Origin of the sequence: Streptomyces sp. NPDC019443 (genome assembly GCF_044389785.1) — a bacterium.
Lineage (GTDB): Bacteria > Actinomycetota > Actinomycetes > Streptomycetales > Streptomycetaceae > Streptomyces.
Window position 1 is genome coordinate 19,951 of record NZ_JBIRYJ010000006.1, and the last position, 15,548, is coordinate 35,498.

Here is a 15,548-nt window from a genome sequence, read left to right on the forward strand (position 1 = left end):
TCCGGCAAGCGGTGACAGGCGGCGACAAGCATCCACTCGGCGGACATAAGGGGGCTCAAGCCCGGTTGTAGGCCGATCCTGCCCCTTGGTGCGGCACGGCGAACGGCAGGACGGCCACTGTTACGTTGTCGTGGCCCCCGCCGTCGAGTGCGTGGCCGACCAGAACCTGCGCGCTGTGCAGCGGGCGGCCCGCCGCGTCGACCGGGATCGCCTGTGCCATGTCCTCGGCGCCCTCCGCGTAGTTCCACAGGCCGTCCGTGCAGACCACGACCACGCCGGAACGGTCCGGCTTGAACGAGGCGGTGTGCGGCTCCAGTTCGTACGCATCGGCTCCGAGCCAGCCCGTGATGGCATGGGCGCGCTCGTCGGCGTACGCCTCCGCCTCGCTCATCAGGCCGGCCGCCACCATCTGGGCGGCCCAGGAGTCGTCCTCGGTGAGCCGGGCGGGCGGGCCGCTGCGGTCGTCCGGCACCCAATAGGCGCGGCTGTCGCCGACCCAGCCGACGACCAGCAGGCCGCCGGCCGCCACGGCGCCGACGATCGTGCAGGCCGGCGCGTTCTGGTGGCGGTGCGAGTCGTGCTCCATCGCCTCGCCCTCACCGGGCTCCCTGGCAAGGGAGTTGACCGCCTCGGAGGCCGCGACGATCGCCTCGTGCATGGCCTGCTGGGGGTGGGTGCCGCGTGGCAGCGTCTCGAGCAGCAGCTCATTGGCTGCGCTCGCGGCGGCCTCGGAGGCCTCGTCGGGGCGGGTCGCCGACGACACCCCGTCGCAGACGATCGCGACGACGGCGGGCGAGCCGTCGGGCAGGGCGGTGGACGACACCGCGAACGAGTCCTCGTTGCGGTGGTGGCGCAGCCCGCGGTCGCTGACGGCGGCGACCGAGCCGAGCTCCTGCTCCATGTGGTCGCGCTCGCGGGGCTGGGCGTGGCCGCAGTTCTCGCAGTACCCGTCGGTGTCGACATGGCCGGCGCGGCAGGCCACACAGAGTTTGGTGCCGGATTCGGGGGTGGTGATCGGGTCCACGGCGCGCGGGTCGGCGGCGACGGCGCTGCCCGCGGCGGGCGCGGGCAGCTCGAAGTCGCCGCTGGAGGACGCATTGGGCGGGGCCGTGGGCGAGACGGGTGGTGAGGCGTACGGTGAGGCGGGCGGGTCGTCGTAACGCACGGCGGAGGCGGGCAGCGGGCCGCCGCCCGAGTCCGTGCCCGGCAGATCTCCGGGCAGGTGCGCCGACGGGGGCATGCCCGAGCTGTCCGTCGCGGTCGCCGACGGCCACTCGACGGGCGTGCCGATGGCCATGGTCGGGTGGTCGTCCGGCGGCGCGGGAACGACGGAAAGGTCGTATCCGCACGCACCGCAGAAAAGGTCACCCGTTTCCAGCGGCTCGGCGCAGCTTGGGCATGTCGACCCGGCGGCCGGCTGGTCAATCTGCGAGGCCATCAATCACACCCACGTCCTGGGGCGGAAGCGGTTCGCCCGCTCCACCAGGTCTATCCGCTCCTCGCCACGCTGGGCGAGCCGGGCGAGCACCCGGTAGGAGCGTTCCAGCCCGAAGCGCAGGCCGCGCTCGTCCAGTTCGCTGCCGAGCAGCACGCTCTGTCCGGACGGCGGGGCTCCGGGACTACCGGAGAGTACCCAGTCGAGGGCCGTGCCGAGTACTTCTGTGGACAACTGCGCGCGGCGCACCGCGTCCAGACCGAAGTCCTTCAGGGCGTCCACCTGCGCGGCGGCCGCCGACAGGTCGTCGATCAGCGGGTCGTGCGCGGCGCGTCGCCGCAGCCTCGCCCGTACGGCGGCCACTCGCGCGGCCGTGTAGTGGATCGACGACTCCGGCACCGACTCCAGCGTCCGTACGGCTCCGGGCCGGTCGCCCGCCGCGAGCTGCACCCGGGCCAGGCCGAACGCGGCGCTGACATAGCTCGGGTCGGTCGTCCACACCAGGCGGTAGTACTCCGCGGCGTTGTCCAGCTGGCCGAGCACCTCGGCGCAGACGCCGAGCGCCAGCTTGGGCGCGGGCTCGCCGGGGAACGCGTCGTAGATCGCGTCGAAGGAGAGCGCCGCGACCTCGTTGTCCCCGGTCACCAGCGAGGTGAGGCCGCGGTACCAGACGACCCGCCAGTCGTCGGGGTGCTGGCTCTCCAGGGTGGCGAGAGCCCTGGTGGCGGAGTCCAGTTCCCCCATCTCCAGGCGGGCGCGCAGCTCGCGCAGCCGGGTCTCCGGGGAGGCCGCGGACGCGGAGTGGAGCGCGGCGATGAGCTCGGCGGGCGCGGAAGCCATCAGACCGGCGAGGAAACCGGCGTTGGGGTCGCTCGGGTCGACGCGCGGCACGGGCAGGGCGAGCGAGGTCGCCCGGCAGTCGAGCACGGCGAGATGCGGGGCGAGGGCGAGGTTCGGGGGAGCGGAGGCGAGTTCGGCGGAGCGGGGCGCGGGGATCGGTGCGGCGTAGGCATTGGCCGCTCCACCGCCCGGGTACCCGGCACCCGGTTGCCCCGGACCGGTACTCGGCACCGGCATGCCACCGGCGTTCCCAGCACCGCCGGCCGGAGCCCCGGCGCCCCAGGGGTGCGCGGCCGGGCCGCCGCCCACCGCCGGGCCGCCCACCGCGGCCGAGCCGTTTGCCGCTGCGGAGCGCTTGCCGCGGCCGCGGCCCGAGGGCGCCGACGTACGCCCGCCCAGCTGCGAGACGTCCTCCGTCAGTTCCGCGAACAACTGCGTGTCCGTGACCCGCAGTTCAGTTCCGAAGAGCGTCGACAGCGCAGGGCGCGGGCGGCCCGTCTGGATCGCGACGACCTCTCTGAGCACACCCGTCAGCTGCTCCGCCATCTCCTGCGCCGAGGCGAACCGACGCGCCGGGTCCGGGTCCGTCGCCCGTACCAGCAGCCGGTAGAAGGACTCGTACGTCTGGAAGACCTTGATGTTCTCCGGGTCCGGCAGGGAGTCCACGAACACATTCGTGTAGCCCTGGAAGTCGAAGGTCAGCACGGCCAGCGTGCGCGCGACGGTGTAGAGGTCGGAGGCGACGGAAGGGCCGACCTCGCCGACCTCCGGGGCCTGGTACCCGACCGTGCCGTAGATCGCCGACTCGTCGTCGTCCATCCTGCGGACCGCGCCCATGTCGATGAGCTTGAGCTGGTCCTGCTGCTGGATGGCGTTGTCGACCTTGAAGTCGCAGTACAGGAGGTTCCTGCTGTGCAGATGCCCGAGCGCCTCCAGCGCCTCGATGCCGTACGCACACGCCTGATCGACCGGCAGCGGATCGCGCTTGCCCCCCGGGTCGCGCCGTTCGTTGGCGATCTCCTTCAGCGATTTGCCGCCGACGTACTCCATGACGATGTAGCCGTCGAGCGAGCCGGTGCGCTGGTCGAGATGCTCCACGAAGTTGTAGATCCGGACGATGTTGGAGTGCTCGATCTCCGCGAGGAAGCGGCGCTCCGAGATCGCCGCGGCCATCGCGTCCTGGTCGCCCGTGTCCAGCAGGCCCTTGAGCACCACCCACCGGTCCGATACCGCGCGGTCCACCGCCAGATAGACCCAGCCCAGGCCGCCGTGGGCGAGGCAGCCCACCACTTCGTACTGCCCGTGCACGATGTCGCCGCCGGTGAGCTTGGGTACAAAGGAGTACGGGTGGCCGCACTTGGTGCAGAACCCTTCCGTACGCCCGGGACGCTCCCCGCGCGACCGCCCCACCGGGGCCCCGCAGTCGGAGCGCGAACAGAACCGCTTGCGCTCGGGTACCTCGGGGTTTTCCATCACCGCGGTACGCGGCTCGGGGCGCGGTACGTCGGGCACGGAAACCAGGCCCGCGCCCAGCCGGTTGCGGCCTGACGCGCCTGTGGAGCTGCCGGAGCTGCGCACCGAGACCGACCGGGACGAGGTGCTGCTCCCGGACAGCGAGCGCGAAAGCCGCCCGGAGACGGAACGGCGCGAGGTCGACGAGCGCGACGAGGCCCGCGACGAGCGCGAACTGCTCCGCCCGGAGCCGGAGTCCCGGCCGCCGCCCGTGATGCCGGTGGGCTGAGAGGACACCATCCCGTTGGACGCGACGACGGGCGCGAGACCGCACGTGTTGCAGTACAGCTCACCGCCGCCCATGTCCTCGTACGAGCCCTCACAGCCGGGACGCTGGCAGTTCTTGGTCTCGCTCACGAATCCCCCCTGCGGTCATTGAGCCCGGACGGTCCCGGCTGTCTCGGGACAAGGACTTCGGCGGCGGCCTGCTGATAACGCAGCACCGCCTGCTCGGCGACGCGCAGATCGCACGGCGCGCTCCACAGCATCCGGCGGGCGGCGTCGTACCGCTCGATCAGCAGTGGATCCTCCGCCATCCCGTGCCGGGCCACTTTCGCCTTGTACGCGTCGAGACGGCCGCGCAGCTCGGCGCGGACCGCGAGCGGGGCGGTGACGGCCGTCAAAGACTCACGGGCGCGCAGCAGTTCGTCCTCCGCCTCGCGCTCCAGGGATTCGAGCAGCGGCGAGAGCCGGTGCCACTGTGAGTGCCTGCGGTACTCGGCGGCGGTGGCGAGCCGCTCCTGCAGCGCGGTCGGCGGGCCGCTGACCGCGGGCACCTCGGAGGCGGCGATCTTGGCCAGCACCTCGCCTCGCGCTGACCGGGCCTCGGTCAGCGTACGGTCGGCGCGCGACAGCACGTCGCGCAGCCGGATCAGCCGCTCCTCGGAGTCCTGCCGGACCCGGAGCACGGCCTCGATCTCCCGGCGGATGTCTTCGAGTGCGCGCGCCGCACGGTCGTAGCGGTCGGTGTCGGGGCGGCCGCCGCCGGGTGCCGAACTGCCGAGCGCGGGCCGCCAGAAGGCGAGCGGATCGGAGATCACCTGGGCGCGCAGCGTGGACAGTTCATGGGTGATCGACTCCAGCTCGTCGCCGGCCGGGTGCTCCCCGGGCCGTACGCCGACGGAGTGCGCGAGTGAGCGGGTGCGCTGCAGCTCGGCGGAGAGCAGATCTATCCGGGCGGGCAGCGCCGACCACACCGAGTCGGCCGTCACCACCATGTCCAGCGAGCCCGCGTACAGCTCGTTCATCCTGGCGACCAGCTCTTCGAGCGTGAACTGCTGGGAGAGCTTGGCGGGTCCGGTGATCGAGGGTGCCGTGTGGGTGGCCGAGCTGGCGATCGTGACGCTGCGGCCGCGCAGCCGGTCGGTCAGCTCCACCAGGTCCTCGCGGTTCGGCCAGCGACGCCTGGCGCGCAGCTCACGGGTGTCGTTCAGGGCGGCGGTGTACGCGTCGAAGTACTCCCACAGCAGGCTGATCGCCTGCTCGGCAGAGGCCCAGCGGTCCTTGGTGACGCCTGTCAGCTCGGCGCCTTCGAGGAGTCTGCGGCCGGCATGGTCCTGCAGGGCGAGGAGCGAGGTCTCGATCGCCTCGTGCTCCGCGCCGAGCCGCGCCAGCGCACGGTCCACCTCGTCCCGGTCCATCACCGGGCCTGGGGGTCCCCCCGCGGAGCTGGGGGAGGGTCCCGCCGCGCCCATCGATCACCTCTCTGCTCTTCCCGTGTTCCTTGGAGGACTAGTTGTTCAGCCAGTCAGCTCGTTCAGCTCCGACTGTCTCAGCCGGCGCGGTACTTCGGCGCCGGTGGCCCGGTTATTCCGGGGAGATCGGCCACCAGCCATTTTTTGTACGCCTCCGTCCAGGCGCCCTTGCGGTACTCGTCAAGCACCTTGTTCACCCGGCGCACCAGGTCGTCCTTGCCGAGCTTGGTGGCCACGCCGTAGTACTCGGTGGTGAAGGGCTTGCCGCCCTTGAGCTCGACCGCCGGGTCCTGCGCCGCCTGGCCGGCCGCGAGCGCGTTGTCCGTCACGATCGCGTCGACGAGGCCCTGCTGGAGCCGCACCAGGCAGTCCAGCTGGTTGGACACGGTGAGCACGTCCTCGTCCCCCGGCTGCCCGTCGTGCTTGTCCTTGAACGTGGCGCCGAAGGAGTCCTTCTCCAGCGCGTCGTACGCCGTCGAGCCCTCCGCCGTGCAGACCTTCTTCCCGGCGAGGGACTTGTCGTATCCGGTGATGGACGAGCCCTTGGAGGCGAGGACCTGCTGGCCCGCTTGGAAGTACGCGGTCGAGAAGGCGACCTGCTTGATCCGGGCGCAGTTGATCGTCATCGTGCGTACGACGATGTCCACCGTGCCGTTGTTCAGCGCGGGTATGCGCTGATTGGTCGGGATGGCACGGAAGATGATGGCGTCCGGCTTGCCGAGGATGTCCTGGGCGATCGCCCGGGCGAGATCGATGTCGAAGCCTTCGAGGCCGCCGGTGGCCGGATTGCGGTAGCCCCAGCGGTAGCTGTTCTGGTCGACGCCGACGATCAGCTTGCCCCGCGCCACGATCGCGTCGATGTTCGGTCCGTTCGCCGCTGACGGCGACAGGGAGCGCTCCGGTTCCGTGCAGCTGTCGGCCTTGGCCGGCGTCGCCGAGGCGGCGCTCTGGCCGTCCAGGCCGGAGCCGAGGGCGTCCGCGCCGCCGTGGGACAGCGGCAGCAGCGTGACGGCGGCAGTCAGCGCACAGGCAGCGGCCATCCCCGCGACGCCGCCCCAGCCGCGGAACCTGGTCCTCAGGTCCGTCATCGCTCCTCCTCTCACCGGTACTCCGAAAGCCTGCGGTTGATACCGAGCAGGGCGCCCGCCGCACCCAGCACTGCCAGTGCCGCGGCGCCGACCGGCAGCCCGGTCAGCGCGCCGCGCCCGTCCTCGGCGGCGCGGGTGAACTCGCGCTGCTCATGCGCGAGCGCTGTCGCCAGCGCGTCGTCCACCTGGTCGAAGGACTGGCCGGTGGAGACCTTGGGCCCGATGACCTTGTCCAGCGCGCCTTCGTAGTCACCGGCCTTGTCGGTGGTGCTGGCGCTGGCGTGCCGGACCTTCCACTCGGACACGCCCTTGACGGCGGCCTCGACGGGGCCGAGACCTTCCTTGTCGTCGGCGAGCTTCTGCGCCTCGCTCAGCCGGTCGCCGAGCTTCTTCATGCCCGTGGTGTAGTCCGTTTCGTACTTGTCGCTCTTGCCGTCGTCGGTGAGCACCGCGCCCCGCGCGACGAGCGTCAGGTTCTCATTCGCCCGCGCCTTCAGGGAGCTGATCCGCGCGTCGTTGAGCACCTTGAGCGACTTCTGGCCGTGCGCCTCGGCGTCGTTCAGCTCGGCGCGGGCCACCGTGTGTCCCACGGCCAGCCACAACAGGACGACGGCGGCCGCGGCCGTGGCGGCGAGCAGGCCGTGGTTGAACACCCTGTTCGTCCGCTGGTAGTTGCGGCGCTGCGCCCACACCAAGGCAGCCAGCGCGACCACTCCCACTGCGAGCGAGAAGACCGGCCAGAAGCGGGCGTTGTCGTCGTCCCGGTCGAGTCGGGCCGTCTCCGCGTCGTACAGCTTCTGGGCGGCGGGCAGCAGATCCCGGGTCATCTGCGCGTTCGCGAACCGCAGATACGCGCCGCCGAGGGGCAGGCCCTGCCGGTTGTAGGAGCGGGCCGTCTCGATCACGCCGGTGTAGCGGGGGAGCTGCTCGTTGAGGGCAGCTATCTGGCGGCCCGACTCGCTCGAACTGTCTGTGTTCGCCGCGGCCTTGACCAGCAGCCGGGAAGCGAGCGCGATGTCCTTCTGGTACCGCTCACGGGCAGCGCGGGGCTCCTCGGCGCCGGCCAGGAAGCCACTGGAGGCCGCTGTGTCCGCGTCGGCCAGCGAGCGGTAGATGGACGCGGCGTCCGCGCTCAGCGGCTGACTCCGGCTCACCACATCGTCGGCCGCGGATGCCCGGTCGGAGATCTCGAACGCCGTCACCGCGCCGAACGCCACCACCAGCGCCGCCAGAACGGCCCCGATGATCTGCAGCCGCCCCGGCTCGGTCGTCGCCGCCGTGCGCAGCCGCTTCTTGCCCTCGGCCCAGGCGCCGCGGTGGGAGGGCGGCGTGGCGGGCGGCGTGGCCGGTGGCTGTGCCGGCGCATGCGTCGGAGCCGATTGGGGCGCGGTGCGCACAGTCGGCGGGTATGTCACGTGACCTCCCCCTCGGTCGCTGACGTCGGCCCGCCCCCGGCGGGTCGGGGGACGTCCCCCGGCCAGCAGTATGGCCGCAGTGACTGACATACACAGCAGGATTGACTGGATCTTGTCCTATCGCAGCAATTACAGGATCCGTCATGCCCCCGTCTCCCCCGCCATTCTCCCCACCATGAATACGCTTCAGCACCTTGATCGGTTCCCGTTGCAGGGATGTTGGTCAGCGGGGATGTCGGGCGGCACGGATGTCGGGCGGCACGGATGTCGGGCATGGCCAATCGCCGGACGGGCGTGACGTCAGCCCGTCCGGCGATTGGAGACGCAGCGGCTACGCGTAGTGCGCGCGCAGCCTGGCACGGACCTCGGGCGAGGCCCCGATGTGGTCCATGCCCAGCAGGGCCGCGCCGAGCACCGGCGGTGCCGTCACCACCTCGATCACCGCTTTGGGCGCCTTGGCCGCGAGCAGCTTGCCGATGTGCTCGTCCAACTCCGGGTGCCTGGCCGCGAGGACGCTGCCGCCCAGCAGCACCGGCGCCTCCTCGTCGAGCAGATCCAGCCGCGCCAGCGCCACCGTGGACAGGGCGACGACCTCCTCGGCCAGCCGGTGCACCACCGAGCGGGCGACCGCATCGCCCTCCGCGCTGGTGGCGAAGAGGACCGGCGTCAGCTCGTGCTTGCGCGCCGCGGGGATCCGCCGCAGGTGCAGCGCCTCGATCAGGGCGTACATGGAGTCCAGGCCGAAGTGCGCGGGCAGCGTACGGGCCAGGGCGGTCGGCTCGCCGCGTCCGTCCTCCGCCCGCGCCGCGAACCACAGCGCCTCCTCCGCGAGCCACGCGCCGCCGCCCCAGTCGCCGGAGATCCGGCCGATCGCGGGGAAGCGCGCCGTACGGCCGTCCGGCAGCATGCCGACGCAGTTGATGCCCGCGCCGCACACCACCGCGACCCCCCGTGGCTCATCCACGCCCGCCCGCAGGATGGCGAACGTGTCATTGCGCACCTCGGTCGTGAGCCCCCAGCCGCGCGCCTGCACCGCGGCCGCCAACTCCCGCTCCTCGGCCGGGAGATCGGCGTTGGCCAGGCAGGCCGAGACATGCGCGACGAACGGCTCGGCGAGCGCGGTGACGCCGTCCGCGGTGACGCCGTCCGCGGTGACACCGTCCGCGGTGAGGCCGCCCGTGGTGACGCCGCCCGTGGTCACACCGGCCGCGGTCGCGGCGGCAGCGACCGTACGGCCCAGGGCGTCGACAGCCGCCTCGATGCCGACGGCCGGCGGCTGGAACCCCCCGCCGCGGGCCTTGCCGAGGACGGTCCCGTCGGCCGCGACCACCGCGACGTCGGTCTTGCTGTTACCGGCGTCGATGGCCAGGACGCCACGTGCGGTCATGCCCACGCGAGGTGCTCCCGGTTGTGCGCGATCAGCTTGTCGGTGAGCGGCTCGGCGTACTCGTACTGGCCGATCAGCGGATGCGACAGCAGCGCCTTGAAGACTCGGTCGCGGCCGCCGCGCAGGGCGGCCTCCAGCGCCAGGTCCTCGTACGCCGTCACATTGGCGATCAACCCCGCGTACAGCGGGTCGAGTTCGGGCACGGCGAGCGGCGTGGTGCCGCTGCCGTCGACGCGCGCCTGCACCTCGATCACGGCGTCGTCCGGCAGGAAGGACAGCGTGCCCTTGTTGTACGTGTTCACCACCTGCACCGAGCTGCCGCCCCCGCCCAGCAGCGAGGCCGCGAGGTCCACGGCAGCCTCCGAGTAGAAGGCGCCGCCGCGCTTGGCGAGCAGCTCCGGCTTGCTGTCCAGCGCAGGGTCGCCGTACATCTTGAGCAGGTGCCTCTCCATCTCCGCGACCTCTGCGGCCCTGGACGGCTTGGTCCTCAGCTCGCGTACGACGTCGTCGTGCGCGTAGAAGTAGCGCAGGTAGTACGAGGGGACGACACCGAGCCGGTCCAGCACCTGGCGCGGCAGCCGCAGATCGTCCGCGATCGCGTCGCCGTGGTCGGCCAGCAGCTTCGGGAGCAGATCCACGCCGTCGGGCCCGCCGATACGCACACCCGTCTCCCACGTCAGGTGGTTGAGGCCCACATGGTTCAAGTGGATGTCGGACGGGGCTACTTCGAGAAGCCTCGCGAACTTGCGCTGGAAGCCGATGGCGACATTGCACAGCCCGACGGCCTTGTGCCCGGCCTGCAGCAGCGCCCGGGTCACGATGCCCACCGGGTTGGTGAAGTCGATGATCCAGGCATCAGGGTTGGTACGCCGCACCCGCTCGGCGATGTCGAGGACGACCGGGACGGTCCGCAGAGCCTTGGCGAGCCCGCCCGCGCCCGTCGTCTCCTGCCCGACGCAGCCGCACTCCAGCGGCCAGGTCTCGTCCTCGTTCCGGGCCGCCTGCCCGCCCACGCGCAGCTGCAGCAGCACCGCGTCGGCGTCCGCGACGCCCGCGTCCACGTCGGAGGTGGTGACGATCTTTCCGTCGTGACCCTGCTTGGCGAAGATCCGCCGCGCCAGGCCGCCGACCAGCTCGAGGCGGTCGGCCGCGGGGTCGATGAGCACCAGTTCACTGATCGGGAGGGTGTCCCTCAGCCGGGCGAAGCCGTCGATCAACTCAGGGGTGTAGGTGGATCCACCACCCACGACTGCGAGCTTCATATGTGCATCAGCCCTTCACTCCGGTCAGTGTGACGCCCTCGACGAACGCCTTCTGGGCGAAGAAGAAGACGAGGATCACGGGGGCCATGACCAGGACGGTCGCGGCCATGGTCAGATTCCAGTCCGTGTGGTGCGCGCCCTTGAACGACTCCAGGCCGTAGCTCAGAGTCCACGCCGCCGGGTTCTCCGATGCGTAGATCTGCGGGCCGAAGTAGTCGTTCCACGCGTAGAAGAACTGGAAGAGCGCGACAGCGGCGATGCCCGGCTTGGCCATCGGCAGCACCACCTTGATCAGCGTGCGCAGTTCACCGCAGCCGTCGACCTTCGCCGCGTCCAGGTACTCATTGGGAATGGTGAGCAGGAACTGCCGCAGCAAGAAGATCGAGAACGCATCGCCGAACGCCATCGGGATGATCAGCGGCCAGAGCGTGCCTGCCAGGTCCAGCTGCTTCGCCCAGAACAGATACATCGGGATGATGATCACCTGGGGCGGCAGCATCATCATCGAGATGACGAGCATCATCGACAGATTGCGGCCGCGGAAGCGGAACTTGGCGAGCGCGTAGGCCACCGGGATGGACGACACGACGGTCAGGACGGTGCCGAGACCCGCGTACAGCAGGGTGTTCTTCCACCAGGTCAGGAAGCCGGGGGTATCCAGGACCCGGGTGTAGTTGCCCCACTCCCACGTCGCCGGGACGAGATCGCGGGTGAGCGTCTGCTGGTCGCTCATCAGCGAGGTGAGGACGACGAAGACGAACGGCAGCACGAAGAAGAGCGCGGCCGCGATGCCCAGCGAGTGCACGGCGATCCAGTGCAGCAGCGCCTTGCGGCGCGCCGTGCGCCCGGCCTGGGAAGCGGCGGTCGGCGGCGCGGCAGGCTTTCCGCGCCGGCCGGGCTTGTCGAGTACTTGAGTCATGGCGGTCACCCACCTGCCTGCATCAGGCCGCCGCGCCGTCGCATCAGAAACGCGGTGAAGACCATGGAGAGCACGAACAGAACGAGCGCGATGACAGCGGCGGACCCGTAGTCGAAGCGCTGGAAGCCGAGGTTGTAGATGAGCTGCGGCAGCGTCAGCGTCGACTTCTCGGGGTAGCCGGGCTCGAACTGCTGCCCGCTGCCGCCGATGATTCCGGAGGCGACCTTTCCGGCCACCAGCGGCTGCGTGTAGTACTGCATCGTCTGGATCACGCCGGTGACGATGGCGAACATCACGATCGGCGAGATGTTCGGCAGGGTGACGAACCGGAAGCGCTGCCAGGCGGTCGCGCCGTCCAGCTCCGCCGCCTCGTACTGCTCGTTCGGCACATCCAGCAGCGCCGCCATGAAGATCACCATCAGGTCGCCGATGCCCCACAGGGCGAGCGCGGTGAGCGCCGGCTTGGACCAGGCGGGATCGGTGAACCAGCCGGGGGTGGGCAGCCCGATCGAGTCGAGGATCGAATTGACCGGTCCCGTACCGGGGTTGAGCAGGAAGACGAAGGCGAGCGTCGCCGCGACCGGCGGCGCCAGATACGGCAGATAGAACAGGGTGCGGAAGACTCCCGCGCCCGTCCTGATCCTGGTGATCAGTAGCCCGATACCGAGGCCGAAGACGACCCGGCAGGTGACCATCACCAGCACCAGCCACAGGGTGTTCTGCAGAGCCGGCCAGAACATCCGGTACTCGCTGAAGACGTACGTCCAGTTGTCCAGGCCGTTGAAGACGGGCGGCCGGAAGCCGTCGTACTTCATGAAGGAGAAGTAGATGGTGGAGATCAGCGGGTAGGCGAAGAAGACGCTGAAGCCGATCAGCCAGGGCGACATGAAGGCCGCGGTACGAAGCGTCGAGCGATGACGCTTCGACCGCAGAGTGTGCGTCGTCACGGTGCTACTTCGCCTTCGCGATGTCCGTGTCGATCTGCTGCGCGGTCTTCTCCAGACCGGCCTTCAGGTCGCTCACCTTTCCCGCCTCGTACTGGTAGCCGAAGTCCTGGAAGGTGACCTGGTACGCGCCGCCGTCGACGTTGGCCGGGGTGGTGCTGGACTTCGGGTGCTGCGCGATGTCGATGAAGGTCTTGAACTCCGGGTCGATCTTCAGCTGCGGCGACTTGAGCGCCTCGATCGTGGAGGGCACGTTGTGGATGCCGTTGGCGAAGGCCACCACCGCGGCGGTGTCCGTGGTCATGTACTTCACCAGCTCCCACGCGGCGTTCTGCTTCTTGCTGGTGGAGGCGATGCCCATGATCGTGCCGGAGAGGTAGCCCTTGCCGTAGTCGGCGGCCTGGTCGTCGGCGACGGGCAGCGGCGCCGTGCCGATCTCGAACTTCGCCTTCGCGTCCTTGGCCATGCCGAGCCGCCATTCGCCGTCCAGCTGCATGGCGACCTGACCGGTGTGGAAGGGGTGCTTGGCGCCCCACTCGTCACCGAAGGTGTTGCGGTACTTCTCCAGCTTGGCGAAGCCGCCCAACTTCTCGACCAGGCCCTTCTGGAAGGTCAGCATCTTCGAGAACGCCGGGTCCTTGACGATGTTGGACTTGCCGTCGGCGTCGAAGTAGGTCGGGCCCCACTGCGAGACGTAGTGCATCGGAGTCGTCTCGTAGCCGTGGTAGTTCGGCATGAAGCCGAGCTGCGAGTAGCTGTCGCCCTTGGACTTGGTCAGCTTCTCGGCGACCTTCTCGAACTCGCTCCAGGTCTTCGGCGGGGCGGTGATCCCGGCCGCCTTGAACGCGTCCTTGTTGTAGTAGAGGCCGTACGCGTCATTGAGGAGCGGCAGCGAGCACTGGTTGCCGTCGAACTGGGTGTAGTCCAGCAGCGGCTTGTGGAAGACCTTGGCCGGGTCGATCTTCGACTTGTCCAGGAACGGCTTCAGATCCACGAACGCACCGGAAGCGCAGAACTTACCGACGCTGTCGGTCGTGAACGACGAGACGACGTCCGGGGCGTTCGAACCACCCGCCCGCAGCGCCTGGTTGATCTTGTCGTCGGTCATATTGCCGACGACCTTGACCTTGATGTTCGCGTGCTCCTTCTCGAAGCGCGCGACGTTGTCCTGGATCGCCTTGACCTCGCTGGGCGCGGACCAGCCGTGCCAGAAGGTGATGGTGGTCTTGGCTTTGGGGTCGTCGTTCGCGGCGGTGTCGCTCGACCCCGTACAGGCCGAGGCGAGGAGGGATATCGCGGCGGTGGCGGCGAGCGCGGCGGCCGTGTTCCGGGTGCGTGTGGACATGGCGGGGTCTCCCTGTGACGGGTCGAGGTGGCAGGGGATTGCGCGGGTCTCTCAGCGGTCTCTCAGCGGTCTCGGCGGTCTGTCAGCGGTCTCGGCGGTTGCTCAGTGGTCTCGCGGCGGTCGCTCAGCGGTCTCTCAGTGGTCTCTCAGCGGGAGGTGTCGAAGATCTCGTCCCGTGTGGTGACCAGGGCGCTCTCCAACGCCCCGCGCAGGACCGGGTGTTCACGTACGGAACCGAGCACAAGGCGCGGCCGTGACGCTGCGAGTTCGGTGAGCTCCGCCTGCACGCGTTCGCGCAGCGGCTCGCCGCCGGCGGTGATCACATCGCCGGACAGGACGACGAGTTCGGGGTCGAGCACGGCGACCATGGAGGCGAGACCGGTCGCAAGCCCCGTCGCGTACGCGTCGAGAAGCTCGCGGTACGGACCCGAGTCGGCGCCGACCGCCCGGGAGACCAGCGCGGAGGCGACCTCGGCGTGCGGGCCGTGCCCGACGCCCTCGATCCCGAGCCCGCGCGCCAGCCGCGGCAGCGCCTGGGCACCGGCCAGTTCCTGGAAGCCGCCGCTGTTCGCCTTGGTCACCTGGCGTACGAGGGGGGTACCGGGCACCGGCAGAAAGCCGACCTCGCCGGCGCCGCCGGTGAGGCCCCGGTGCAGCCGGCCGCCGATGACGAGGGCGGCGCCGAGGCCTTCCTCGTTCCACAGCAGCACGAAGTTCTCATGCCCGCGCGCGGCGCCGAGGCGCTGCTCGGCGACCGCGGCCAGGTTGACGTCGTTCTCGTACTCGACGGGCATCGGCAGCACGGCGGCCAGCTCGTCGAGGAGGGTGGGGGAGTGCCAGCCGGGGAGATGTGATGCGTACCGCAGCCGCCCGGTGGAGGGGTCGAAGGCGCCGGGCGTCCCGATGACCAGACGGTGCACGTCGGAGCGGGTGACCCCGGCGGCCTTCACCGCCCCGTCGAGCGCCTCGGTGACCTGCCGTACGACACTCTCGGCACGCCGCCCGGGGGTCTGCAGCTCGAACTCGCCGACGGTGGCGCCGGTGATGTCGGCGACGGCGGCGCGGATGCGCTGCGGGGTCACATCGAGCCCGGCGGCGAAGGCGGCCCGCGCGTTGACGGCGTACAGCTGGGCGTTGGGCCCGGGCCGCCCCTCGGTGGTACCGGTGGCGACGACGAGGCCGGCGGCCTCGAGCCGGGCGAGCAGCTGGGAGGCGGTGGGCTTGGAGAGGCCGGTGAGCTTCCCTATCTTCGTCCGGGAGAGGGGCCCGTGTTCGAGCAGCAGGTCGAGCGCGGCCCGGTCGTTCATGGCGCGCAGGACGCGCGGGGTTCCCGGTGTTCCGGGGGTTCCGGGAGTACCCGGGGTACTGGGTGTGGTTCCGGCCACGACGGGGTCCACCTGCCCTTCGGCTGCCCACTTCCCCAATGCACTGTTAGGAAAGTTTCCTATTCGGTGAGAGGAAAGTAAGCCGCACGTCAGGCGGACGTCAATGGCCAGCGCGTTCTAGGCAGTCAAAGCGTTACCTGCCTGGATGTCAGTCGACGCCACTCGCGGCGGGGCCTTTTGGTTGTGTCTGTGCTGGTCTGAGCCGTTCCGGGGTGGGGTCAGGCTCTTGCATGACCTAAGGCTTTACGGCTGATTTTGATTGTCATGGACATCTAGGTGTGCCTAAGCTGCCCCGACTGATCTTCACCTGATCAGCTCTTTG

11 protein-coding genes are annotated in these 15,548 nt (G+C 70.2%); all 11 read right to left on the minus strand.

Annotation, left to right across the window (positions count from 1 at the left end; all coding sequences use genetic code 11):
* Positions 1 to 55: 55 nt before the first annotated feature.
* Entirely contained in the window at positions 56 to 1,438 is a 1,383-nt protein-coding gene (locus tag ACH492_RS20305) for a PP2C family serine/threonine-protein phosphatase (RefSeq protein ID WP_398988445.1), read from the minus strand.
* A 3-nt stretch (positions 1,439 to 1,441) separates the two neighbouring features.
* Positions 1,442 to 4,090 carry a tetratricopeptide repeat protein gene (locus tag ACH492_RS20310; protein WP_398989186.1) on the minus strand — a complete coding sequence of 883 codons (2,649 nt, stop codon included), beginning with the start codon at positions 4,088 to 4,090 and terminating at the stop codon, positions 1,442 to 1,444.
* Positions 4,091 to 4,140: 50 nt separating this feature from the next.
* Positions 4,141 to 5,481, minus strand: a complete 1,341-nt coding sequence (locus ACH492_RS20315; RefSeq protein WP_398988447.1) for a hypothetical protein — start codon at positions 5,479 to 5,481, stop codon at positions 4,141 to 4,143.
* A 77-nt stretch (positions 5,482 to 5,558) separates the two neighbouring features.
* Positions 5,559 to 6,569 (minus strand): glutamate ABC transporter substrate-binding protein, encoded by a 1,011-nt coding sequence (locus ACH492_RS20320; protein WP_398988449.1) that lies wholly within the window; start codon positions 6,567 to 6,569, stop codon positions 5,559 to 5,561.
* Between the two features lie 11 nt (positions 6,570 to 6,580).
* Positions 6,581 to 7,984: a hypothetical protein gene (locus tag ACH492_RS20325; RefSeq protein ID WP_398988451.1), complete on the minus strand. Its 1,404-nt coding sequence runs from the start codon at positions 7,982 to 7,984 to the stop codon at positions 6,581 to 6,583.
* A 331-nt stretch (positions 7,985 to 8,315) separates the two neighbouring features.
* Positions 8,316 to 9,371 (minus strand): N-acetylglucosamine kinase, encoded by a 1,056-nt coding sequence (locus tag ACH492_RS20330; RefSeq protein WP_398989188.1) that lies wholly within the window; start codon positions 9,369 to 9,371, stop codon positions 8,316 to 8,318.
* Positions 9,368 to 10,633: a 6-phospho-beta-glucosidase gene (locus tag ACH492_RS20335; protein WP_398988453.1), complete on the minus strand. Its 1,266-nt coding sequence runs from the start codon at positions 10,631 to 10,633 to the stop codon at positions 9,368 to 9,370. The genes ACH492_RS20330 and ACH492_RS20335 overlap by 4 nt, the downstream gene beginning before the upstream one ends.
* A gap of 7 nt (positions 10,634 to 10,640) precedes the next feature.
* A complete protein-coding gene (locus tag ACH492_RS20340) occupies positions 10,641 to 11,552 on the minus strand; it encodes a carbohydrate ABC transporter permease (RefSeq protein WP_398988455.1) in 912 nt (303 codons plus the stop codon).
* Between the two features lie 5 nt (positions 11,553 to 11,557).
* Entirely contained in the window at positions 11,558 to 12,499 is a 942-nt protein-coding gene (locus tag ACH492_RS20345; RefSeq protein WP_398988457.1) for a carbohydrate ABC transporter permease, read from the minus strand.
* 4 nt (positions 12,500 to 12,503) lie between these two features.
* Positions 12,504 to 13,841: an ABC transporter substrate-binding protein gene (locus ACH492_RS20350; RefSeq protein WP_398988459.1), complete on the minus strand. Its 1,338-nt coding sequence runs from the start codon at positions 13,839 to 13,841 to the stop codon at positions 12,504 to 12,506.
* A gap of 146 nt (positions 13,842 to 13,987) precedes the next feature.
* Positions 13,988 to 15,148, minus strand: coding sequence for an ROK family protein (locus ACH492_RS20355; RefSeq protein WP_398988461.1), 1,161 nt, complete (start codon positions 15,146 to 15,148; stop codon positions 13,988 to 13,990).
* Between the last annotated feature and the right edge of the window lie 400 nt (positions 15,149 to 15,548).